This window comes from Streptomyces sp. NBC_01257 (assembly GCF_035917255.1).
GTDB lineage: Bacteria > Actinomycetota > Actinomycetes > Streptomycetales > Streptomycetaceae > Streptomyces.
In genome coordinates this window covers 5,606,290-5,627,050 of record NZ_CP108472.1, presented here as the reverse complement: position 1 = coordinate 5,627,050, position 20,761 = coordinate 5,606,290, and the positions used below count along the sequence as shown (strand labels likewise).

The following is a 20,761-nucleotide window of genomic DNA, read 5'->3' as shown; positions in this document are numbered from 1 at the left end:
GAAGGACCAGAGGTAAACCATGCAGATCCACACGTACGACACCGTCATCGTCGGCGCCGGCGGCGCCGGCATGCGCGCGGCCATCGAGTCGACCAAGCGCAGCCGCACCGCCGTGCTGACCAAGCTCTACCCCACCCGCTCCCACACGGGCGCCGCGCAGGGCGGCATGGCCGCCGCGCTCGCCAACGTGGAAGAGGACAACTGGGAGTGGCACACCTTCGACACGATCAAGGGCGGTGACTACCTGGTCGACCAGGACGCCGCCGAGATCCTGGCGAAGGAGGCCATCGACGCCGTTCTCGACCTGGAGAAGATGGGCCTGCCGTTCGGCCGTACGCCCGAGGGCAAGATCGACCAGCGCCGCTTCGGCGGTCACTCCCGCAACCACGGCGAGGCCCCGGTCCGTCGCGCCTGTTACTCGGGCGACCGCACCGGCCACATGATCCTCCAGACGCTGTACCAGAACTGCGTCAAGGAGGGCGTGGAGTTCTTCAACGAGTTCTACGTCCTGGACCAGCTGGTCGTCGAGGAGGACGGCGTCAAGAAGTCCGCCGGCGTCGTCGCCTACGAGCTGGCCACCGGCGAGATCCACGTCTTCCGGGCGAAGTCGGTCATCTACGCCTCGGGCGGCACCGGCAAGTTCTTCAAGGTGACGTCGAACGCGCACACCCTGACCGGTGACGGCCAGGCCGCCTGCTACCGCCGGGGTCTGCCGCTGGAGGACATGGAGTTCTTCCAGTTCCACCCGACCGGCATCTGGCGCATGGGCATCCTGCTGACGGAGGGCGCCCGCGGTGAGGGCGGCATCCTCCGCAACAAGGACGGCGAGCGCTTCATGGAGAAGTACGCGCCCGTCATGAAGGACCTCGCGTCCCGTGACGTCGTGTCCCGCTCCATCTACACCGAGATCCGTGAGGGCCGCGGCTGCGGTCCCGAGGGCGACCACGTCTACCTCGACCTGACGCACCTGCCGCCGGAGCAGCTGGACGCCAAGCTCCCGGACATCACGGAGTTCGCGCGTACGTACCTCGGTATCGAGCCCTACACGGACCCGATCCCGATCCAGCCGACCGCGCACTACGCCATGGGCGGCATCCCGACCAACGTCGAGGGCGAGGTGCTGGCCGACAACACCACCGTCGTCCCGGGCCTGTACGCCGCCGGCGAGGTCGCCTGTGTCTCCGTCCACGGCGCCAACCGCCTCGGCACCAACTCGCTGCTCGACATCAACGTCTTCGGACGCCGGTCGGGCATCGCCGCCGCCGAGTACGCCGCGAAGAACGACCTCGTCGAGCTTCCCGAGAACCCGGCGCAGACGGTCATCGACCAGGTCGAGCGGCTGCGCGACTCCACGGGCACGGAGCGCGTCGCCGCGATCCGCCTGGAGCTGCAGGAGTGCATGGACGCCAACGTGATGGTGTTCCGCACCGAGCAGACGATCAAGACCGCGGTCGACAAGATCGCGGAGCTGCGCGAGCGCTACCTCGACGTGTCGATCCAGGACAAGGGCAAGCGGTTCAACACGGACCTGCTGGAGGCCATCGAGCTGGGCAACCTGCTCGACCTCGCCGAGGTCATGGCGACGTCGGCGCTGGCGCGCAAGGAGTCCCGCGGCGGTCACTACCGCGAGGACTACCCGAACCGCGACGACGTCAACTTCATGCGCCACACCATGGCGTACCGCGAGGTCGCCGACGACGGCACCGAGTCGATCCGGCTGGACTACAAGCCGGTCGTCCAGACCCGCTACCAGCCGATGGAGCGTAAGTACTGATGGCTACCCCCACCCTGGAAAAGGCCGACAAGGCTCCCGAGCCCGAGGCCGGCTTCGCCGACTCGCCGTACATCACGGCGACCTTCCGTATCCGGCGGTTCAACCCCGAGGTCTCCGACGAGGCCCAGTGGCAGGACTTCCAGATCGAGATCGACCCGAAGGAGCGTGTACTCGACGCCCTTCACAAGATCAAGTGGGAGACCGACGGCACGCTGACGTTCCGCCGCTCGTGCGCGCACGGCATCTGCGGTTCGGACGCGATGCGGATCAACGGCAAGAACCGGCTCGCCTGCAAGACGCTGATCAAGGACCTGAGCCCGGAGAAGCCGATCACGATCGAGGCCATCAAGGGCCTCACGGTCCTCAAGGACCTCGTGGTCGACATGGACCCGTTCTTCCAGGCCTACCGCGATGTCATGCCCTTCCTCATCACCAAGGGGAACGAGCCGACCCGCGAGCGTCTGCAGTCCCCCGAGGACCGCGAGCGCTTCGACGACACCACCAAGTGCATCCTGTGCGCCGCGTGCACGTCCTCGTGCCCGGTGTTCTGGAACGACGGCCAGTACTTCGGCCCGGCGGCGATCGTCAACGCGCACCGCTTCATCTTCGACTCGCGCGACGAGGGCGGCGAGCAGCGCCTGGAGATCCTCAACGACCGTGACGGTGTGTGGCGTTGCCGCACCACCTTCAACTGCACGGACGCCTGCCCGCGTGGCATCGAGGTCACCAAGGCGATCCAGGAGGTGAAGCGCGCGCTGATCACGCGTCGCTTCTGATCCGCCCGGCATGACCCGAGAGGCCCCGTCCTCCGCAGGAACACTGCGGAGGACGGGGCCTCTGCCGTACGCGGGGTGCCCGACGCCCCTCGCGGGCGCGGGCCCGCTCAGTCCCAGTCCGCCCCGCCCTTGTGCTCCGCGACGACCATGATGCGCCGCAGCATGTCGTTGAGCAGGGCGCGTTCGTCCTTGGCGAGGACGCCCAGCAGGCGCTCCTCCTCGTGGCCGAGGAAATCCATCGCGCCGATCCAGGTGGAGCGGCCCTCGTCGGTCAGCTCCACGTCGACCCGCCGCCGGTCGGTGGTGGAGGGGGTGCGGCGGACGAATCCGCGGCGCTCCAGGGCGTCGAGCCGGCCGGTGACGGAGGCCGGTGCGAGGTCGAGATCGGCGGCCAGCTCGGAGGGGGCCGCCTTGCCGCCGCGGCCGGCCAGCTTGTGGAGGGTGTCGAACTCCTGCCGGTCCAGGTCGAAGTCGACCAGGGACTGTTCGCGCACCCGGCGCAGATGGACGGAGAGCTTCTTCATCCGGGTCACCGCACCCTCGACATCGGGGTCGAGTTCGGGAAGCACCGGCTTCCACCGCTCCACGTGGCCGTCGGTCCAGTCGCGTTGCTGCATGGGCCACAGCCTACGCCCGGCCCCAACTTCCTTTCGGAGTCGCATATTTCGTTGACGAATACTTCGGTACCGAAATAGATTCCCCGCATGTCTCACCCCTTGCGCACCCGTTCGTTCCGCCTGCTCTTCGTCGGACGCAGCCTGTCCCTGCTCGGTGACGCCGCGATCCCCGCCGCCCTCACCCTCGCCGTCTATCTGGCCACCGGCTCGACCGGGGCGCTCGCCCTGGTGCTCGCCTGCGCGATGGTGCCGAAGCTGCTCCTGCTGCCGCTCGGCGGCGTGGTGGGCGACCGCTTCAACGCCCGTACGGTCGCGCTGACCACCGACCTCGTCCGGTGCGTCAGCCAGCTCTTCGTCGGCGCCGAACTGCTCTCCGGCACCCCGGCGCTCTGGCAGATCGCCGTGGCCGAGGCCATCGGCGGCGCCGCCGGCGCCTTCTCGATGCCGACCGTCTCACCCCTGATCCGCGGCACGGTGGCGGAGTCCGGGCTGCTGCGCGCCAACTCCCTGATGGCGGTGACCGGCAGCGCGACCCGGATCGGCGGCCCGGCCGTCGCCGGAGCGCTGGTCCTCACCGCGGGGCCCGGCTGGGCCTTCGTCCTCGACGGCCTCACCTTCGCGGTGAGTGCCGCGCTGCTGGCCGCGATCGAGGTCCGGCACGTCCCCATCCCGCGGCGCTCCCTGATCGCCGACCTCAAGGAGGGCTGGGGCGAGGTCCGGGGCCGCGACTGGTACTGGACGAGCCTGATCGCCCACGCCGCCTGGAACGGCGCGGCGGCCGTCCTGATGACGGTGGGCCCGGCGCTCTTCCTGCGCGACCTGGGCGGCAAGGGCGTCTGGGTCGCCTTCCTCCAGACCGGGGCCGTCGGATTGCTGCTCGGCTCCCTGGTGGCCGGCCGGGCCCGGCCGCGCCGCCCGGTCCTGTTCGCCAACCTGGGCGGCGCCCTCTACGCGCTCCCGCTCTGCCTGCTGGCCGCCCACGCCCCCGTCGCCGTGTCCCTCGTCGCGTACGGGATCGCCCTGGCCGGACTCGGCTTCCTCAACCCCGTCTGGGAGACCGCGGTCCAGTCCGCCGTACCCGCCCACGCGCTCGCCCGGGTTACCTCGTACGACTGGCTGCTCTCACTGGGCGCGATGCCGCTGGGCTACGCCCTGGCGCCGCTCGCGGCCTCCGCCTGGGGCGCCGAAGTCCCGCTCGCGGCAGCGGGCCTGACGGTCGGCGCCGCCTGCCTGGCGACGGCCGCCGTGCCGGGCGTACGCCGCTTCGGAGTGCCGTCCGACGCCGTGACGCGGGCCACCCGAGCCTCGGCTTGAACATGTTCAAAGAGGGGTCTACAGTCCACGACAACAGCATTTGAACGCGTTCAAGGGAGGGTGGGGCATGGACCTCACTGTTGTCGCGTACGTCATCTATCTGCTCATCAGCGTGGCGCTCACGGTCTGGGTCGCCCGGACACTGAGCCGCAACGGCAGGGTCTTCCTCGCCGATGTGCTGCACGGGAACGAGAAGCTCGCCGACGCGGTCAACCACCTGCTGGTGGTGGGCTTCTACCTGGTCAACCTGGGCTTCGTGACGCTCTACCTGAAGAACTCCGACGGCGTCGCCGACGCCCGCGAGCTCTTCGAGGCCCTGTCGGTCAAGGTCGGCGTCGTCCTGCTCGTCCTCGGCGTCCTGCACCTGGGCAACGTCTACGTCCTCAACCGGATCCGCCGCCGCGGCCTGATGGAGCGCGAGCAGACCCCGCCCGTCGCACCGCAGGGCTGGACCGGTCCGAACCCGGGTCCGTGGGCCGCTCCCGCCCCCAGGGCGTGAGGACGGGTCATGGCGCACCGCACCGCTGGAGAGCGGCTGTCCGTCGAACGGCTCACCGTGCTCTACGACGCACAGTGCTCGCTCTGCGTCCATCTGCGCCACTGGCTGACGAACCAGCGTCAGCTGGTCCCGCTCGACCTGGTGCCGGCGGACTCCGCCGAGGCGCACCGCCGCTTCCCCGGCCTCGACCACTCCTCGACTCTCACGGAGATCACGGTGATCGGTGACCGGGGGCAGATCTACCGCGGAACCTCCGCGTGGATCGTCTGCCTCTGGGCACTGGCCGAGCACCGGCCGCGGGCCCACTGGCTGACCACCCCGGCCGGCCGTCCGTTCGCCCGGGCGACCGTCCTCGCCGCCGCCAAGTACCGCTCGCTCACGGCCGCGCCCTGCCGAACGGACGGCGGCGGCGACGGGGACGGCAGCGGGGACGAGGGCACGGACGGTGCGTGCGCGGTGCGGGGCCCCGGCCCGGGAACGTAGCCGTCCCGGATACCCTCGGGACCGTGGTGAAGGAAGAGAAGGACGTGAAGGAAGCAAAGGCTCCCAAGAGCGAGCAGACCCGCACCCTCATCCTTGAAACCGCGCTCCGGCTCTTCGCCGAACGCGGCTACGACAAGACGACGATGCGGGCCATCGCCCAGGAGGCCGGCGTCTCCGTGGGGAACGCGTACTACTACTTCTCGTCCAAGGAACATCTCGTCCAGGGCTTCTACGACCGGATCGCCGCCGAGCACGAGGTGGCGGTCCAGCCGGTCCTGGCCGGCGACAAGGACCTCGCGGTGCGCATCCGCGGGGTCCTGCTCTGCTGGCTGGACGTGGCCGGGCAGTACCACCGCTTCGCCTCCCAGTTCTTCAAGAACGCCGCCGACCCGGAGAGCCCGCTCAGCCCGTTCTCGCAGGACTCGTTCGCGGCCCGCGAGGCGGCCATCTCCATCCACGAGCGCTGCCTGTCCGGCTCCGGCACCAGGACCGACCCCGAACTGGCCGGACTGCTGCCGCAGCTGATGTGGCTGATGCAGATGGGCCTCGTGCTGTTCTGGGTGTACGACCGCACGGACGACGCCGAGCGCAGCCGCCGGCTGGTCGAGCGCGTCGCCCCGATCGCCGCACGGGCCATCGCCCTGTCCCGGTTCCGGGTGCTGCGGCCGCTGGTGCGCCAGGTCCACGAGGTGCTGGAGGAGTTCCTGCCGGGCGCCGCCGGGCGGACCGCCGGCAAGAAGTGACACGAGCGGCGCCACGCGGTGCCGCGGAACGGCCGAGCGGCCGCCCCGGAAGTCCGGGGCGGCCGCTCGGTGACGTCCGTGGTGCGGTGACGCCGCTTTCGGTGGCTGTGACTAGATCCAGCCGAGTTCCCACAGGCGCCAGATGCCGGTGCCGTCGGAGAGGTACTGCGATCCGGCGATGTCGGGCTTGGCGACGACGTAGTCCTTCTTCTGCCACAGCGGCACCAGCGGCACGTCCTCGCCGACGAGCTTCTGGAGGTCCTTGAAGTCGGCGGAGGTGCGGCTGCGGTCGCTGTACTGCAGCGTGGAGCTGATCAGCTGGTCCATCTTCGCGCTGGTGTAGCCGTTGTGGAGGCTGCTGTCCCGGCCGACGAGCGGCTGGCTGAAGGTGTCGGGGTCCGGGTAGTCGGGGAGCCAGCCGACGGTGTACGCGTCGTACTTGCCGGCCGCGTAACCCTTCTGGAAGGCCTGCCACTCCACGGCCTTCACGGTGACCTTGAAGAGTCCGTCGGCCTCCAGCTGGCGGACGATCTCCGAGGTCTCCTTCTTGTACGCGTCGTCGTCGCGGTAGGCGAAGGTGATGTGCAGCGGCAGCTCGACGCCGGCCTCCTGCATCAGCTCCTTGGCCCGCTTGGCGTCCGGGGCGGGGTACGCGTCGAAGAACGGGGTGCTGTGCCCGATGTAGCCCTGCGGGATCAGCGAGTAGAGCGGCTCGACGGTGCCCTTGTAGACGTCGGTCACCAGCGGCGCGCGGTCGATGATGGCCGCGATGGCCTGCCGGACCTTCTTGTCGGCGAGCGGGGCGCCCTTGCGGACGTTGAAGACGAGGTTGCGGATCTCGGCGCTGTCCGCTTCCGTCACGCGCTGGTCGACGTCACCGGTGTCCAGCTCGGCGAGCGTGGACGGCGGGAGCTGACGGTGCGTGACGTCGACCTGGCCGGACTTCCAGGCGGCCAGGAGATCGTCCGACTGCTTGTAGTAGCGCACGGTGACCGGACCGCCGAGGCTCTTCAGCGCACCCTTGTACTTGGTGTTGGGGACCAGTTCGGCCGAGACGCCGGGCTCGTAGGACTTCAGCACGTACGGCCCGGACCCGGTGACCTTGTTGTCGCTCTGCAGCTTGTGCTCCGAGTAGGCGTCCTTCTCCACGATCGAACCGGCACCGGTGGCCAGCTTCTGCGGGAAGGTCGCGTCACGCGCGGAGAGGTTGAAGGTGATGGTGCGGCCCTCGGCCACCACGTTCTTCAGGCTGGGGAACAGGACGGAGGGACCGACGTCCGTCTTGATCTCCATCATCCGGTCGAAGGAGTACTTGACGTCCTCGGTGGTGATCTTCTGGCCGTCGGAGAAGGTCAGGTCGTCCCGGAGCTTGCACTGGTACGTCTGCAGCTTCCCGCCGATGAAGCCGCAGCTCTCGGCGGCGTCCGGCTCGGGGACGATCGCCCCGGACTTGAACGTCATGAGCGACTGGTAGACGTTGCTGTACATCGCCCAGGAACCCGCGTCGTACGCGCCGGCCGGGTCGAGCGAGGTCACCTCGTCGGTCGTGCCGACCGTGACCGGATCAGTATTCCCCTCGTCCGAGGGAATCAACTGCCAGGCGACGACGCCTGCGATGACCAAAACCGCGAGAATCGCGAGAATCCGTAGCCGGATCGACCGCATTGCCGTGCTCTCCCTTACCAGCCCCACCTCGGCGTCGCGCTCAGATACGCAGATCACCGCACAAGTTCACGGTCAGCCAATCACACGACATTCACATCTGGAAGAGGAAATCAGGGGCTCACAGCTTTCGTTCGCCAGTTGAAACCTTTGAACGACAGGACGCACACAGAGGGTTCACGACCGGTCACCCGATCGGCTATTTCCGGGGCATCCGACGGTGATTACGCCTGACGGGACGCGAGCTCGACGACGGTGATATCGGAGGGTGCGCCGACCCGCACGGGCGGACCCCAGGCCCCCGCGCCGCGCGTGACGTACAGCTGGGTGTCGCCGTAGCGTTCGAGCCCGGCGACCGTGGGATTGGACAGCTCCGCGATGTAGTTGCCGGGCCAGAGCTGGCCGCCGTGCGTGTGGCCGGAGAGCTGGAGGTCGACGCCGTGCTCGACGGCCTCGTCGATGACGACGGGCTGGTGGGCCATGAGGACGGCAGCGCGCGTACGGTCGCGGTCGCCGAGCGCCCGGCCGAAATCGGGCCCGTGCCCTTCGCTCTCGCCCCCGATGTCATTGACCCCGGCGAGATCGAAGCCGCCGATCTCCACTCGGGCATTCTCCAGCGGGTGCAGCCCCAATTCCCTTACATGATCGACCCATTGGGCGGCGCCCGAGTAGTACTCGTGGTTACCGGTGACAAAGAACGCGCCGTGCCGGGACCGGAGTCCGGCAAGCGGTTCGGCGGCCGGACCGAGATCGTCGACCGATCCGTCGACCAGATCCCCGACGACGGCGATCAGATCGGGCTGGGTCCGGTTGACCGTGTCGACGATCCGCCGCGTGTGGGCGCGGCCCAGGATCGGGCCCAGGTGGATATCGCTGACGACGGCGATCCGGAAGCCGTGCGCGGAGCGCGGCAGCCGGGCGAGCGGGACGGTGACGCGCTTGACGCGCGGGCCGCGCAGCACGCCGTACGCGCCGTAGCCGGTCGTACCGAGCCCGGCGACGGCCGCGGCGCCCCCGACGGCCCGCGCGACGAACAGGCGGCGCGAGGGGTCGGCGGCGGGTGCGGGAGCGGGAGCGGGAGCGGAGACGGGGGTGGAGACGGGTGCGGGGGCCGGGGCAGGCGCGGGGGCGGCCGCCTGCGGGGTGGTCGTCGCCATGGCCTGCGTCTCCGCATGCGCCTGCGCCTGCGTCTGCGTGGGGGCGGCCGGTGTGCCCGCGGCCGCCCGGCGCGCGAGCAGCCTGCGCAGCAGTGGCCGTACCGCCTCGCCGACCAGCAGAGCGAGCGTCAGATAGAGCAGCGCGGCCAGCCAGAGGTACCCGGGCCAGGCCAGCACCTGCTGGAGCCAGAAGGGCGCGCCCGATCGGCCGGAGACCAGGGCGCCGACGCTCAGGAGCGGCAGGGTGTACGCCGCCACCGTGCCGGCCCGGCGCAGCGGGCTGCCCGCCGCCGTCGTGTCACCGACGAAGCGGCGCCACACATAGCGGTGCACGTACACCAGCAGCGCGAGCACCGCGACCGCCCCCAGAGCGATCCCCACGACTGCCATGCGCACTCCCCCGCCCTGTTCGTTCCTGTTTACCCCGCTTGTGGACCTGGCTCGGAACCGACGCGCTACGCGTCCTTGCCGCGCAGGGCCCTGACGCCACGGAACCCGATCACGCCCACTGCCGTCCCCAGGAGAAAGGACGTGATGGCGAGCAGCAGATGCACCCAGAAGTAGGCAGTCGGGTCACCCGCGTCGTCGAAGGCGAGACCACTGCCGTCCTTCCACAGGTTCTTGACGAAAGTGATCCAGATGAACCAGCTCCACACCCCGAAGGCGAGCAGGAACCAGGAGACGGGGCGGCTGAGCTTCATGGAATCAGTATCTCCGCCACCCCCCGGCCGCCTCGCCCGGGGTGGGCTGTCCCGGCGGTACGCACGGCGGGTCATACCTCCGGTATCCATTTTCAGATCAACTGCATGTACGTTTTCGACCGTGTCAGCTCTCAAGAAGACCGCACTGTCGGTCACCTCTGCCGCTTTGCTGTCCGCTTTCCTTGTCGGTCCCGCCTCGGCGGTCGGTCAGGACGCCGCCGACGACGAGCCGAAGCCGCCTGCCGGCATGTCGCAGGTCGGTGGCGCACAGCTCGGACGGAGCGGGACCCAGGTCAATCTCGGCGCCGGTGCCCCGGTCCTGCCCAAGGATCTGACCGGCAGATCCTGGATGGTCTCGGACGCGGAGACCGGTGACGTGCTCGCCTCGCACAATCCGCACTGGCGGCTGCCTCCGGCCTCCACGCTGAAGATGCTCTTCGCGGACACCGTGATGCCGTCGCCGGCCCTCCAGCCGAAGACGCGGGAGTACACGGTCAAGGACGAGGACCTCGCCGACATGGGCGAGGGCAGCAGCCTGGTCGGGGTGAAGGAGGACCTCAGCTACACGGTGCACGACCTGTGGCTCGGGGTCTTCCTGCGTTCGGGCAACGACGCGGTGCACGTGCTGGCCTCGATGTACGGGGGCATCCCCAAGACCGTCACCGACATGCAGGCGCACGCGGAGGAGCTCCAGGCCCTGGACACCACGGTGGTCTCCCCCGACGGGTACGACGCGCCGAACCAGGTCTCCAGTGCGTACGACCTCACGCTGTTCGCCCGCAGCGGGCTGCAGAAGGCGGACTTCCGCGAGTACTGCTCGACCGCCACGGCGCAGTTCCCCGGTGAGCAGAAGAAGGGCAAGAAGCGCGAGAGCTTCGGCATCCAGAACACCAACCGGCTGCTCACGGGGGCCGACGGGGTCGACGCGTACAAGGGCATCGCGGGCGTCAAGAACGGCTACACGACGCACGCGGGCAACACCTTCACCGGCGTCGCCGAGCGCAACGGCAAGGTGCTGCTCGTCACCGTCATGAACCCGTCGTCCGACGAGACGCACGCGGTCTACAAGGAGGCGGCGAGCCTGCTGGACTGGGGTTTCGCCGCGACGGGCAAGGTCACGCCGGTCGGTGAGCTGGTACCGCCGAAGTCCGCCGACACCGGGACCGATACGGGCGGCAAGGGCGCCCAGGCCGACAAGCCGGCAGCGAACAAGGGCGGCGGACCCCGGACCACGAAGGCCGCCGCGGCCGACGGCTCCAGCGGGGTCGGGATCGCCCTGGGCATCACCGGCGGCGTGCTGGTCCTGCTGGCCGGGGCGGCGTTCCTGGTCAACCGGCGCTGGCCGCTGCCGGACCTGGTGCGCCGCCTTCCCCGCCGCTGAGGGTGCTGCCACCGGCCTCCTTGCCGGCTGCGGGCGCGGAGCCCTGCTCCGCGTCCGCGTCCTCCTCCGTCCCCGGCGCGGTCTCGCCCTTGCTGCCCGTCGCCGTCCAGGCGGCGCAGAACAGCAGGAGCTTCGCGGTGAAGTTGATCCACAGCAGCAGGGCGATCGGCACACCGAAGGCGCCGTACATGCTCTTCGAGGCGACGCCCTTCATGTAGCTGCCGAGCAGCAGCTTGAGCAGTTCGAAGCCGACCGCGCCGATCAGCGCGGCCACCACCAGCCGGCGCCGCGGCGGCTCGACGCCGGGCAGCAGGGTCAGCAGGTAGAGAAGCAGCAGGAAGTCGGCGATCACCGCCACCACCAGGGCCGCGATCCGCAGCACCACACCGCCCGCGCCGTTCTCGGGGATGTTGATGAGATCGGCGATCCAGCCGACGGCCACGGAGCCGACCGACGAGATCGCGAGGGTCACCAGGGCCGCCCCGCCCAGCCCGAACAGCACTCCGGCGTCCTTGAGTTTGCGCATCACCGGATTGCCCTGGTCCAGGTCGTCCATCTCCCAGACCGCGCGCAGGCAGTCCCGCATCGAGCCGACCCAGCCGATGCCGGTGAAGAGCAGCAGCGCACCGGCGACCAGGCCGACCGTGCCCGCGTGGGCCACCAGATTGTCGATGCCGAGCTGGTCGGAGATCCCGGGCACCTGCTCGGCGACCTTGTCCTCGATCTTGTCCAGCTGCTTGTCGGAGAGCAGCGCCGCGCCGATCGCCGCGGCGACCGCGATCAGCGGGAAGAGCGCCAGGAAGCTGATGAACGTGATCGCCGCGGCGAGCCTGGCCCAGTGGACCCGTTCCAGCGTCTCGTAGCTGCGCCAGAGATGCGTCTGCATCAGCCGGGAGACGAGCGGCCCGATGACGGGGAGTTTTTTCAGCCAGTCCATGAGGTACGACTACCCTCCCCCGCACCGAAAACCGATGTCCGATTTGCCGCGTAGGAGATGATGCTCCCTCAATCACCCATTTCGGTGAGTGTTGTAACAAATCCCTCAAAGGTGTTTTCTCGGGCGATACGGTCACCCTCATGTCTGTCGACACCGTGTCCCTGACCGGCTGGGGCCGCACCGCCCCGACGACCGCGCTGCGCTTCCGCCCTCGTAGTCACGAGGAGGCGGCCGCGACGGTGCGCGGCTGCGGGCCGCGCGGCTCGATCGCCCGCGGCCTGGGCCGGTCCCACGGCGACGCGGCCCAGAACGCCGGGGGTTCCGTCCTCGACATGACGGCGCTGGACCGGATCCGCACCATCGACGCCGGAGCCGGCGTCGTGGTGTGCGACGCGGGGGTGAGCCTGCACCGGCTGCTGGAGGTGCTGCTGCCGCTGGGCTGGTTCCTTCCGGTGGCGCCGGGCAGCCGGTACATCACGGTGGGCGGGGCGATCGGTTCCGACGTCCACGGCGACAACCACCGGGCCGCCGGCACGTTCTCACGCCACGTCACGGAGTTCGAACTCCTCACGGCGGACGGCGGCATCCGTACGGTCCGGCCGGGCACCCCGCTCTTCGACGCGACGGCGGGCGGCATGGGGCTGACCGGGGTGATCCTCTCGGCCACGCTCCGGCTCCACCCCGTGGCGACGTCGCTGATGTCGGTCGACACCGAACGGGCCCTGGATCTCGACGACCTGATGACACGTCTCGCCGCGGGCAGCCGCCGCGCCACGTACGCCTCCGCGTGGGTCGACCTGACCGCCCGCGGCCGGTCGACGGGGCGCGGCGTCCTGACCCGGGGGGAGCACGCACCTCTGTACGCGCTCCCGGCGCACGCCCGGCGCACACCGCTCGCCTTCCAGACCGCCCCGCCGCCCGCCGCCCACCTCCCCGTACCGGACCTGCTGCCCGGCGGGCTGCTCGGCCGGATGTCCGCCACCGCGTTCAACGAAGTCCGGTACCGCCGCGCGCCCCGTTCCCGGACCGGTGAACTCCAGCGGATCTCCGCCTTCCTCCACCCGATGGACGACCTGCCGCACCGGAACCGGATGCCCGCCCGGGGCGGCTTCGTGCACTACGAGTTCACCGTCGGGGACCGGCGGGCGGAAACCCTGCGCCGGATCGTCGGACAGCTCTCGCAGCGGCGCGTCCCGTCGTTCACCGCCGTGCTCAAGCGCTTCGGCAGGAGCGATCCCGGCTGGCTGTCGTTCCCGGAGCCGGGCTGGGGCCTCGCCCTCGACCTGCCGGCCGGGCTGCCGGGTCTCGGCCGCTTCCTCGACCGCCTGGACGAGGAGGTGGCGGCGACCGGCGGCCGGGTCTGCCTGACGAACGACTCCCGGCTGCGCCCCGACGCACTGGCCGCGATGTACCCGCGGCTGGCCGAATTCCGGGAGCTGCGGGCCGAGTCGGACCCGAACGGGGCGTTCCGGTCCGATCTGTCGCGCCGGCTCTCCCTCTGACGGGGCGGCGGCCGGCGGGCCTCGACGGCACGCCGCCCGCCCCCTCCCCATCCGCCTTCTGTAAGGAGCGTTCCGTGAAGGATGCCTTCGGTGCCCCGCAGTCCCTGCTCATCCTCGGCGGCACATCGGAGATCGGTCTCGCCACCGCGCGCCGGCTGATCGCCCGCCGCACCCGCACGGTCTGGCTGGCCGGACGCCCCTCCCCCGCCCTGGACTCGGCCGCGGCCGAACTGCGCGGCCGGGGCGCCTACGTCCGTACTGTCGACTTCGACGCCCTGGACACCGAGGCCCACGAGACCGGTCTCGGCAAGATCTTCGCCGAGGGCGACATCGACATGGTGCTGCTCGCCTTCGGCATCCCCGGCGACCAGGAACGCGACGAGGAGGAACCCCTCTCCGCTGTCCGGGTCGCCCAGACCAACTACACGGGGGCCGTCTCCGCCGGGCTGGTGTGCGCCGGCGCACTCCAGGCACAGGGGCACGGCTCGCTGGTGGTGCTCTCCTCGGTGGCCGGGGAGCGCGCCCGGCGCGCGGACTTCATCTACGGGTCGAGCAAGGCGGGCCTGGACGCGTTCGCGCAGGGGCTCGGGGACGCCCTGTACGGGACGGGCGTGCACGTGATGGTCGTACGCCCCGGTCTCGTCAGGCCGACGGACGCTCCGGCCGGCTCCGGCGCGGCGGCGGCCGAGGCACCGCTCGCGACGATCCCGTTCACCCGGACACCGCTCGTGACGACACCGGACGCGGTGGCGGACGCGATCGTGACGGGGCTGCGGCGGCGTTCGGAGACGGTGTGGGTACCGGGGGCGCTGCGGGCGGTGATGTCGGCGCTGCGGCATGTGCCGCGGCCGCTGTTCCGGCGCCTGCCGGTCTGAGAGCGGGCGACGGGCGGAAGGAAGGGGCCTCCACGCGGAGTGGAGGCTTCGCTCGGGAGCGGTGCTTCGCTCAGGAGTGGAGCGAGGGCGCGTCCACCGTGCTGCCGCTCTGGGCGGGGACGGCGGGGGCGCTGCCGCCCGCCCCGAACGGGAACTCGTTGATCTTGCGCCAGACGCTGTCCTGGCCCTGCTCGTACAGCGCGAAGGAACCGCAGGTCCACGACGCCTCGTAGTCCCCCAGCTCCGCGTAGGCCCGGTCCATCGCCGCTTCGGAGATGCCGTGCGCCACGGTCACGTGCGGGTGGTACGGGAACTGGAGCTCGCGCACCAGCGGCCCGGAGGCGTCCCGGACCCGCTTCTGGAGCCAGGAGCAGGCCGAGGCGCCCTCGACGACCTGGACGAAGACGACCGGCGAGAGCGGCCGGAAGGTGCCGGTGCCGGACAGGCGCATCGGGAAGGGGCGGCCGCCGGTCGCGATCGCGGCGAGATGCGCCTCGATCGCGGGCAGGTCGGCCGCCGCCGCCTCGGTCGGCGGCAGGAGGGTGACGTGGGTGGGGATGCCGTGTGCGGCAGGGTCCCCGAAGCTCGCGCGCCGCTCTTGGAGCAGGCTGCCGTAGGGCTCCGGGACCGCGATCGAAACGCCGAGCGTTACGGTCCCCACGTCGTTCTCCTCAATCCTCGATGGTCTGTTTTCAGCCACTGACGGCCGGAAGCTTTACGCCGCCAGTGTGCCGCCTGTGGAGGTCCTGACGCCAGGGTCCTTGGACTCAGTGCTTGGCGGGCAGAAGACCCATCCGGTCGTAGGTCCGCGCCAGGGTCTCGGCGGCGACGGCCCGGGCCTTCTCCGCTCCCTTGGCCAGGATGGAGTCCAGCGTCTCGGTGTCGTCGAGATATTCCTGGGTGCGGTCGCGGAACGGTGTGACGAAGTCGACCATGACCTCGGCGAGGTCCGTCTTCAGCGCACCGTAGCCCTTGCCCTCGTACTTCTGCTCCAGGTCGGCGACGGACGTGTCGGTGAGGGTCGAGTAGATGGACAGCAGATTGCTGACGCCGGGCTTCTCGGCCGGGTCGAAACGGATCACGGTGTCGGTGTCCGTGACCGCGCTCTTCACCTTCTTGGCGGTCGCCTTCGGCTCGTCGAGGAGGTTGATCAGACCCTTGGGGTTCGCCGTCGACTTGCTCATCTTCGCGGACGGGTCCTGCAGGTCGTAGATCTTCCCGGTCTCCTTGAGGATGTACGGGTCCGGCACGGTGAAGGTGTCCCCGTAGGTGCCGTTGAACCGCTCGGCGAGATTACGGGTCAGCTCCAGGTGCTGGCGCTGGTCCTCGCCCACCGGGACCTGGTCGGCCTGGTAGAGCAGGATGTCGGCGACCATCAGCATCGGGTAGGTGAAGAGCCCGACCGTGGTGCGGTCGGCCCCCTGCTTGCCGGACTTGTCCTTGAACTGCGTCATCCGGGACGCCTCGCCGAACCCGGCCAGACAGTTCATGACCCACCCGAGCTGGGCGTGCTCGGGCACATGGCTCTGGACGAAGAGCGTGCAGCGCTCCGGGTCCACCCCGGCGGCGAGCAGCTGGGCGACGGCGAGCCGGGTGTTGGCACGCAGCTGCGCGGGGTCCTGCGGGACGGTGATCGCGTGCAGGTCCACCACCATGTAGAAGGCGTCGTGGGAGTCCTGGAGAGCCACCCACTGGCGGACCGCGCCGAGGTAGTTGCCGAGGTGGAACGAGCCTGCGGTGGGCTGGATTCCGGAGAGCACACGGGGACGTTCAGAGGCCATGGAACTCATTGTCTCAGGTGCGGAACCGATCACGGGCCGCCGGTGTAGGAAAGGTGTGAGGACGCGGGAGGGGGCTTGCGGCCGGGCTGGAGAGGGCCGTGCCACCGCTGACGATGGTCCGCCATTTCGCAAACGAATGTCGCGTTTCGACGCAAATGAGACCATGAACACCCTGCACGCTCCGCCGAGCGGGGCTCGGGGCCGCCGGAAGCCGGCCCGGCAGGGCGGCCGTGCCCGCATACCAGCGGACAGCGCGGGCGCGCCGTGAAGTGAAGGTTTCCTCGTGGGCGATCCGACCGACGATACAAAGTGGGCACACCAACCCGAACCGCACGACGAACGGAGACCCCGTGTCGACCACGGAACACGCCATCGCCTCCGCCGATGCGCACAGCGCGCACAACTACCATCCGCTGCCCGTCGTCGTCGCGACGGCGGAAGGGGCCTGGATGACCGACGTCGAGGGGCGGCGCTACCTCGACATGCTCGCGGGCTACTCGGCGCTCAACTTCGGCCACGGCAACCGCCGTCTGATCGACGCGGCCAAGGCGCAGCTGGAGCGGGTCACCCTCACCTCCCGGGCCTTCCACCACGACCGCTTCGCCGACTTCTGTACGCAGCTCGCGGAGCTGTGCGGCATGGAGATGGTGCTGCCGATGAACACCGGGGCGGAGGCCGTGGAGACCGCGGTGAAGACCGCGCGCAAGTGGGGCTACCGGGTCAAGGGCGTCCCGGACGGCATGGCGAAGATCATCGTCGCCTCGGACAACTTCCACGGCCGGACGACGACGATCATCAGCTTCTCCACGGACCACGAGGCCCGCGCGGACTTCGGCCCGTACACACCGGGGTTCGAGATCGTGCCGTACGGCGACCTGACCGCGCTGCGGGAAGCGATGACCGAGAACACCGTGGCGGTGCTCATCGAGCCGATCCAGGGCGAGGCCGGAGTGCTGGTCCCGCCGCCCGGCTATCTCCCCGGAGTCCGGGAGCTGACCCGCGAGCGGAACGTGCTGTTCATCGCGGACGAGATCCAGTCGGGCCTCGGCCGGACCGGGAAGACCTTCGCGTGCGAGCACGAGGACGTCGTGCCGGACATGTACGTGCTCGGCAAGGCGCTGGGCGGGGGCGTGGTGCCGGTGTCGGCCGTGGTGTCGTCGGCGGCGGTGCTGGGGGTGTACCGCCCCGGGGAGCACGGTTCGACGTTCGGCGGCAATCCGCTGGCGTGCGCGGTGGCGCTGGAGGTCATCGCGATGCTGCGCACCGGCGAGTTCCAGGAGCGGGCGACCGAGCTGGGCGACCACCTCCACCAGGAGCTGGGGCTGCTGGTGGGCGGCGGCGCGGTGGACACGGTCCGGGGGCGCGGGCTGTGGGCCGGCGTCGACATCGCTCCCGGCCACGGCACGGGCCGGGAGATCTCCGAGAAGCTGATGGACCGGCGGGTGCTGGTGAAGGACACCCACGGCTCGACGATCCGGATCGCCCCGCCGCTGGTGATCAGCAAGGAGGACTTGGACTGGGGGCTGGAGCAGCTGCGAGAGGTGCTGCGCGGCTGAGCCCGTACGCCCGGCGCACGGCGGTCGGCGCACGGCGGTCGGCCGGGGGCGGCGATCCTGCCCGCCCGTGCCTGCCCCAGTAGAGTCCCCGTGTGCTCCTGGGGATGATCTGCGCGCTCGGTTCCGCGGTCTGCTTCGGCACGGCCTCCGTCCTTCAGGCCGTCGCCGCGCGGGCGGCGGCGGAACCCGGAGCCGGGGCGGGCGTCGATCCGGCGCTGCTGCTGCGAGCCGTGCGGCAGTGGCGGTACGTCGCCGGGCTCGCTCTCGACGGCCTCGGCTTCGTCCTCCAGATCATCGCCCTGCGCTCGCTGCCCATCTACGCGGTCGGCGCGGCGCTGGCCGCGAGTCTCGCCGTGACAGCGGTCGTCGCCGCCCGCCTGCTCAAGGTGCGGCTGAGCTCCACCGAGTGGACGGCCGTCGCCGTGGTCTGCGCGGGCCTGGGCATGCTGGGCCTCGCCTCCGGCGGTGAGGGCCATCTGACCGGCTCGGACGCGCTGCGCTGGTCGATGCTCGGCATCGCGGTCGGCATTCTGCTGCTGGGCACTGCGGCAGGGCGGCTGCCCGAGCGGGCCCGCGCGCTGGTTCTGGGGCTCGGCGCGGGCTGCGGGTTCGGGGTGGTGGAGGTCGCCGTCCGGCTGATCGACGACGTGTCACCGGGCGCGCTGCTGTCCAACCCCGCCACGTACGCGCTGCTGGTGGGCGGCGGTTCGGCGTTCCTGCTGCTCACCTCGGCGCTGCAACGCGGCTCGGTGACGACGGCGACCGCCGGAATGGTCCTGGGCGAGACGATCGGGCCGGCGCTGGTGGGCGTCATCTGGCTCGGGGACCGTACCCGCGAAGGCCTCGGCTGGCTGGCGGTCACCGGCTTCGCGGTGGCGGTGGCGGGTGCGCTGGCCCTGGCCCGGTTCGGCGAGGCCCCGGCCGAGGTCACGACGGGCGACGACGCGCCCGCGGTGAACCCGAGGTAGGCGAGCGGCGCTTCCGGCGATACGGGGCATGGCGCAATGACGATCACGAGACCGCGTGTGGAGCCTCGGCTTCGAGCGTCGGCTCAGGTCACTGCTCGTGAGCGCAGCCGGGGTCCGGGTTCCGCGCGACGCCGATGACGTCGTCGAGCCGGTCGCGCACCGCCAGCAGGTCGGTGATCCGCTGTCCGATGAGCGCGCGTTCGGCCATCAGCCGGTCCAGCAGGCCGGGGGGGACCTCGCCCGTGTCCACGCACGGCAGTACCTCGCGGACTGTGGTGCTTGCCAGGCCCGCGGCGTACAGCTGCTGGATCAGCCTGACGCGGGCGACGGCTGATTCGGGGTACTGCCGCTGGCCGCCGGCGCTGCGGTCAGCGGGGAGCAGATGCTGTTCCTCGTAGTAGCGCAGGGCTCGCACGCTCACCCCCGCTCGCTCGGCGACCTCACCGATCCGCACCTGTCCTCCTCCGGCCGGAGAGTTCCGGCTTGCCGATTTGCACCTCACGTCAACGTCAGGTTCTAGAGTAGCGGGCGTCGAATGAACACGTCATTTCGGCCCATAAAGGTAAGGCAGGACACTATGCGTGCAGCTCGCTTCCACGAGTACGGCGGCGTGGACAACCTGGTGATCGAGCAGGCGCCCGACCCTCGTCCCGGACCTGGCGAGATCCGTATTCGCGTCGCGGCGGCCAGCGTCAATCCCATCGACTGGAAGCTGCGCTCCGGCGCTCTGCACCAGTTCCTTCCGGTGGAGCTGCCCGCCGTTCCCGGGCGGGACGCCGTCGGCGTGGTCGACGAGGTCGGTGCCGGTGTGACGGGGGTGAGCGTCGGTGACCGTGTCTTCGGGCTGGGTGGTGTCACCGGGGCCACCGCCGAGCTGGTCGTTCTCTCGGCCTGGGCCCCCGCCCCCGCCGAGTGGAGCGACGAGCAGGCCGCGGCCGCCGGTCTCGCTTCGGTGACCGCGATGGGCGGGCTGAACGCGCTCGGCCCTCTCGCGGGACGCACCCTGCTCGTCGAGGGGGCGGCCGGAGGGGTGGGCAGTGCCGCCGTCGAGATCGCCGTGGCGCAGGGCGCCACCGTGATCGGGACGGCGAGCGAGCGCAACCACGAGTTCCTCACCTCGCTCGGCGCCACGCCCACGACGTACGGCCCGGGCCTCGCGCAGCGCCTCGCCGCGCCGGCGCCGCACGGCATCGACATCGTCCTCGACACCGCGGCCTCCGGCTCCCTGGACGACCTCGTCGCGATCGCGGGCGACCCGACGCGCGTCGCGACGGTCGCCGACCACGCGCGCGGGGAGCGCCTGGGCACGCACGTGGTCAACGCCGAGAACGACTCGGCCCTGCTGTCCGCAGCGGCCGAACTGGGCCGGCAGGGCCGCTACACACCCCGCATCGAGCAGAGCTACCCCCTGGAGAAGATCGCCGACGCCCACGCGCACGCCGAGCGCGGCCGCACCCGCGGCAAGATCGTCATCTCCGTTCTAATCTGACGGGGTGACGAAACCTGAGGGGAGCCTGGTGCCGCGCCCGGGCGCGCGCGTGGTGTTGCTGGACGACGCCGGTCGGGTACTGCTGTTCTCCGCCCTGAACAAGGAGGACGGCACCGTCCGGTGGTTCACCCCTGGAGGCGGACTTGAGCCGGGCGAGAGCCACGAGCAGGCAGCCCTGCGGGAGTTGCGGGAAGAGACCGGGCTGACGAACCTCTCGCTGGGGCCCGAGATCTGGCGAGGGCGTCCGTGGACAGCGGTCCGGGACGGCGTCGCCCATGAGGTTCGCCAGCGCTACTACATGGCCCGGACGCCTGCGTTCCAGGTCGACACCTCGGCGTTCGAGGAGATCGAGAGGGCCGCGATCACCGGGCACCGCTGGTGGACCGTGGCGGAACTGGCCGCGACCTCCGATGTGCTGCGGCCGGCCGAGCTGCCGGAACTATTGGCGTCCTTGCTGAACGACGGCCCGCCGAACCGGCCGATCCCCGTGGACGGCTGAGCACACCGCCGGCCGACCGCCCCACTGCCGCGTCCCGGCGGTGGGGC

The 20,761-nt window shown here is 70.5% G+C and carries 21 protein-coding genes; 13 read left to right on the top strand and 8 right to left on the bottom strand.

Going from position 1 to position 20,761, the window contains the following annotated elements; translation table 11 throughout:
- Positions 1–19: 19 nt before the first annotated feature.
- Positions 20–1,774 (top strand): succinate dehydrogenase flavoprotein subunit, encoded by a 1,755-nt coding sequence (gene sdhA / locus OG408_RS24515; protein ID WP_266781902.1) that lies wholly within the window; start codon positions 20–22, stop codon positions 1,772–1,774.
- Positions 1,774–2,550 carry a succinate dehydrogenase iron-sulfur subunit gene (locus tag OG408_RS24510; RefSeq protein ID WP_148020328.1) on the top strand — a complete coding sequence of 259 codons (777 nt, stop codon included), beginning with the start codon at positions 1,774–1,776 and terminating at the stop codon, positions 2,548–2,550. The genes sdhA and OG408_RS24510 overlap by 1 nt, the downstream gene beginning before the upstream one ends.
- Before the next feature lie 107 nt (positions 2,551–2,657).
- Here OG408_RS24510 and OG408_RS24505 read toward each other — a convergent pair whose 3' ends face one another.
- Positions 2,658–3,167: a MarR family winged helix-turn-helix transcriptional regulator gene (locus OG408_RS24505; RefSeq protein WP_266781899.1), complete on the bottom strand. Its 510-nt coding sequence runs from the start codon at positions 3,165–3,167 to the stop codon at positions 2,658–2,660.
- 87 nt (positions 3,168–3,254) lie between these two features.
- On the opposite strand from OG408_RS24505, the gene OG408_RS24500 reads away from it, so the two are divergent.
- The 4 genes from OG408_RS24500 (at position 3,255) to OG408_RS24485 (ending at position 6,206) form a co-directional block, all read left to right on the top strand.
- The gene (locus OG408_RS24500; RefSeq protein ID WP_266781897.1) at positions 3,255–4,481 is read left to right on the top strand and encodes an MFS transporter; all 1,227 of its coding nucleotides are present in this window, start codon (positions 3,255–3,257) and stop codon (positions 4,479–4,481) included.
- Between the two features lie 67 nt (positions 4,482–4,548).
- The gene (locus tag OG408_RS24495; RefSeq protein ID WP_285564800.1) at positions 4,549–4,980 is read left to right on the top strand and encodes a hypothetical protein; all 432 of its coding nucleotides are present in this window, start codon (positions 4,549–4,551) and stop codon (positions 4,978–4,980) included.
- A 9-nt stretch (positions 4,981–4,989) separates the two neighbouring features.
- Positions 4,990–5,463, top strand: coding sequence for a thiol-disulfide oxidoreductase DCC family protein (locus OG408_RS24490; RefSeq protein ID WP_266781893.1), 474 nt, complete (start codon positions 4,990–4,992; stop codon positions 5,461–5,463).
- A 23-nt stretch (positions 5,464–5,486) separates the two neighbouring features.
- Positions 5,487–6,206, top strand: coding sequence for a TetR family transcriptional regulator (locus tag OG408_RS24485; RefSeq protein ID WP_266781891.1), 720 nt, complete (start codon positions 5,487–5,489; stop codon positions 6,204–6,206).
- Between the two features lie 111 nt (positions 6,207–6,317).
- Here OG408_RS24485 and OG408_RS24480 read toward each other — a convergent pair whose 3' ends face one another.
- From OG408_RS24480 to OG408_RS24470, 3 genes are all read right to left on the bottom strand, one after another.
- Positions 6,318–7,871 carry an ABC transporter substrate-binding protein gene (locus tag OG408_RS24480; RefSeq protein WP_266781889.1) on the bottom strand — a complete coding sequence of 518 codons (1,554 nt, stop codon included), beginning with the start codon at positions 7,869–7,871 and terminating at the stop codon, positions 6,318–6,320.
- A gap of 221 nt (positions 7,872–8,092) precedes the next feature.
- A complete protein-coding gene (locus OG408_RS24475) occupies positions 8,093–9,415 on the bottom strand; it encodes a metallophosphoesterase (protein WP_326671955.1) in 1,323 nt (440 codons plus the stop codon).
- Between the two features lie 65 nt (positions 9,416–9,480).
- Positions 9,481–9,726 carry an SCO4848 family membrane protein gene (locus OG408_RS24470; RefSeq protein WP_266781885.1) on the bottom strand — a complete coding sequence of 82 codons (246 nt, stop codon included), beginning with the start codon at positions 9,724–9,726 and terminating at the stop codon, positions 9,481–9,483.
- Between the two features lie 121 nt (positions 9,727–9,847).
- Here OG408_RS24470 and OG408_RS24465 point away from each other — a divergent pair, with 121 nt between their 5' ends.
- Entirely contained in the window at positions 9,848–11,107 is a 1,260-nt protein-coding gene (locus OG408_RS24465; protein WP_323178010.1) for a D-alanyl-D-alanine carboxypeptidase family protein, read from the top strand.
- On the opposite strand, the gene OG408_RS24460 is transcribed toward OG408_RS24465, so the two are convergent.
- Positions 11,055–12,044: a YihY/virulence factor BrkB family protein gene (locus OG408_RS24460; protein WP_266781883.1), complete on the bottom strand. Its 990-nt coding sequence runs from the start codon at positions 12,042–12,044 to the stop codon at positions 11,055–11,057. The genes OG408_RS24465 and OG408_RS24460 overlap by 53 nt on opposite strands.
- Before the next feature lie 140 nt (positions 12,045–12,184).
- Between OG408_RS24460 and OG408_RS24455 the strand changes: the two genes are divergently transcribed.
- Together OG408_RS24455 and OG408_RS24450 are read left to right on the top strand one after the other, a co-directional pair.
- Positions 12,185–13,546, top strand: coding sequence for an FAD-binding oxidoreductase (locus OG408_RS24455; RefSeq protein ID WP_326671952.1), 1,362 nt, complete (start codon positions 12,185–12,187; stop codon positions 13,544–13,546).
- A 74-nt stretch (positions 13,547–13,620) separates the two neighbouring features.
- Positions 13,621–14,421: a decaprenylphospho-beta-D-erythro-pentofuranosid-2-ulose 2-reductase gene (locus tag OG408_RS24450; protein WP_266781879.1), complete on the top strand. Its 801-nt coding sequence runs from the start codon at positions 13,621–13,623 to the stop codon at positions 14,419–14,421.
- Between the two features lie 70 nt (positions 14,422–14,491).
- Here the strand turns inward: OG408_RS24450 and OG408_RS24445 are convergent, their stop codons facing one another.
- Positions 14,492–15,082 (bottom strand): 2'-5' RNA ligase family protein, encoded by a 591-nt coding sequence (locus OG408_RS24445; protein WP_266781877.1) that lies wholly within the window; start codon positions 15,080–15,082, stop codon positions 14,492–14,494.
- A 106-nt stretch (positions 15,083–15,188) separates the two neighbouring features.
- Positions 15,189–16,202 carry a tryptophan--tRNA ligase gene (gene trpS / locus OG408_RS24440; protein WP_266781875.1) on the bottom strand — a complete coding sequence of 338 codons (1,014 nt, stop codon included), beginning with the start codon at positions 16,200–16,202 and terminating at the stop codon, positions 15,189–15,191.
- Positions 16,203–16,552: 350 nt separating this feature from the next.
- On the opposite strand from trpS, the gene rocD reads away from it, so the two are divergent.
- Both rocD and OG408_RS24430 read left to right on the top strand, forming a co-directional pair.
- A complete protein-coding gene (gene rocD, locus OG408_RS24435; RefSeq protein WP_266781873.1) occupies positions 16,553–17,758 on the top strand; it encodes an ornithine--oxo-acid transaminase in 1,206 nt (401 codons plus the stop codon).
- A gap of 104 nt (positions 17,759–17,862) precedes the next feature.
- The gene (locus OG408_RS24430; RefSeq protein WP_285564872.1) at positions 17,863–18,726 is read left to right on the top strand and encodes a hypothetical protein; all 864 of its coding nucleotides are present in this window, start codon (positions 17,863–17,865) and stop codon (positions 18,724–18,726) included.
- An 88-nt stretch (positions 18,727–18,814) separates the two neighbouring features.
- Here OG408_RS24430 and OG408_RS24425 read toward each other — a convergent pair whose 3' ends face one another.
- Positions 18,815–19,180, bottom strand: coding sequence for a MerR family transcriptional regulator (locus OG408_RS24425; protein WP_266781872.1), 366 nt, complete (start codon positions 19,178–19,180; stop codon positions 18,815–18,817).
- 123 nt (positions 19,181–19,303) lie between these two features.
- Between OG408_RS24425 and OG408_RS24420 the strand changes: the two genes are divergently transcribed.
- Positions 19,304–20,215, top strand: coding sequence for an NADP-dependent oxidoreductase (locus OG408_RS24420; protein ID WP_326671947.1), 912 nt, complete (start codon positions 19,304–19,306; stop codon positions 20,213–20,215).
- A gap of 4 nt (positions 20,216–20,219) precedes the next feature.
- Positions 20,220–20,714, top strand: a complete 495-nt coding sequence (locus tag OG408_RS24415) for an NUDIX hydrolase (RefSeq protein ID WP_266781868.1) — start codon at positions 20,220–20,222, stop codon at positions 20,712–20,714.
- Positions 20,715–20,761 lie beyond the last annotated feature (47 nt).

Coding starts and splice junctions, on each gene's coding strand:
- OG408_RS24420 (WP_326671947.1), top strand. CDS start 19,304: ATGCGTGCAGCTCGCTTCCACGAGTACGGCGGCGTGGACAACCTGGTG.
- trpS (WP_266781875.1), bottom strand. CDS start 16,202: ATGGCCTCTGAACGTCCCCGTGTGCTCTCCGGAATCCAGCCCACCGCA.
- OG408_RS24455 (WP_326671952.1), top strand. CDS start 12,185: ATGTCTGTCGACACCGTGTCCCTGACCGGCTGGGGCCGCACCGCCCCG.
- OG408_RS24500 (WP_266781897.1), top strand. CDS start 3,255: ATGTCTCACCCCTTGCGCACCCGTTCGTTCCGCCTGCTCTTCGTCGGA.
- OG408_RS24460 (WP_266781883.1), bottom strand. CDS start 12,044: ATGGACTGGCTGAAAAAACTCCCCGTCATCGGGCCGCTCGTCTCCCGG.
- OG408_RS24510 (WP_148020328.1), top strand. CDS start 1,774: ATGGCTACCCCCACCCTGGAAAAGGCCGACAAGGCTCCCGAGCCCGAG.
- OG408_RS24495 (WP_285564800.1), top strand. CDS start 4,549: ATGGACCTCACTGTTGTCGCGTACGTCATCTATCTGCTCATCAGCGTG.
- OG408_RS24505 (WP_266781899.1), bottom strand. CDS start 3,167: ATGCAGCAACGCGACTGGACCGACGGCCACGTGGAGCGGTGGAAGCCG.
- OG408_RS24490 (WP_266781893.1), top strand. CDS start 4,990: ATGGCGCACCGCACCGCTGGAGAGCGGCTGTCCGTCGAACGGCTCACC.
- OG408_RS24470 (WP_266781885.1), bottom strand. CDS start 9,726: ATGAAGCTCAGCCGCCCCGTCTCCTGGTTCCTGCTCGCCTTCGGGGTG.
- OG408_RS24480 (WP_266781889.1), bottom strand. CDS start 7,871: ATGCGGTCGATCCGGCTACGGATTCTCGCGATTCTCGCGGTTTTGGTC.
- sdhA (WP_266781902.1), top strand. CDS start 20: ATGCAGATCCACACGTACGACACCGTCATCGTCGGCGCCGGCGGCGCC.
- OG408_RS24475 (WP_326671955.1), bottom strand. CDS start 9,415: ATGGCAGTCGTGGGGATCGCTCTGGGGGCGGTCGCGGTGCTCGCGCTG.
- OG408_RS24430 (WP_285564872.1), top strand. CDS start 17,863: ATGATCTGCGCGCTCGGTTCCGCGGTCTGCTTCGGCACGGCCTCCGTC.